Source organism: Agrobacterium sp. LAD9 (assembly GCF_003031125.1).
GTDB lineage: Bacteria > Pseudomonadota > Alphaproteobacteria > Rhizobiales > Rhizobiaceae > Agrobacterium > Agrobacterium radiobacter.
Genome location: NZ_PHGS01000047.1, coordinates 1 through 736, shown reverse-complemented (window position 1 = coordinate 736; position 736 = coordinate 1). Strand labels below are relative to the sequence as shown.

At 58.4% G+C, this 736-nt stretch carries 1 protein-coding gene; it reads left to right on the top strand.

Annotated features, from left to right (window positions below; translation table 11 throughout):
* Positions 1 to 735: EF-Tu/IF-2/RF-3 family GTPase (locus DA915_RS28595; RefSeq protein WP_244600823.1), on the top strand; the 735-nt coding region annotated here is incomplete at its 5' end.
* Position 736: the final 1 nt, after the last annotated feature.

Here is a 736-nt window from a genome sequence, read left to right as displayed (position 1 = left end):
GAAGTTCGCGAACTTCTGTCGTCCTACGACTTCCCGGGCGACGATATCCCGATCATCAAGGGTTCGGCACTTGCTGCTCTTGAAGATTCTGACAAGAAGATCGGTGAAGACGCGATCCGCGAGCTGATGGCTGCTGTTGACGCCTACATCCCGACGCCTGAGCGTCCGATCGACCAGCCGTTCCTGATGCCGATCGAAGACGTGTTCTCGATCTCTGGCCGTGGTACGGTTGTGACGGGTCGCGTTGAGCGCGGTATCGTCAAGGTTGGTGAAGAAGTCGAAATCGTCGGCATCCGTCCGACCTCGAAGACGACTGTTACCGGCGTTGAAATGTTCCGCAAGCTGCTCGACCAGGGCCAGGCTGGCGACAACATCGGTGCACTGGTTCGCGGCGTTACCCGTGACGGCGTTGAGCGTGGTCAGATCCTGTGCAAGCCGGGTTCGGTCAAGCCGCACAAGAAGTTCATGGCAGAAGCCTACATCCTGACGAAGGAAGAAGGCGGCCGTCATACGCCGTTCTTCACGAACTACCGTCCGCAGTTCTACTTCCGTACGACTGACGTGACCGGCATCGTGTCGCTTCCTGAAGGCACGGAAATGGTTATGCCTGGCGACAACGTCACCGTTGAAGTCGAGCTGATCGTTCCGATCGCGATGGAAGAAAAGCTGCGCTTCGCTATCCGCGAAGGCGGCCGTACCGTCGGCGCCGGCATCGTGGCTTCGATCGTCGAGTAAT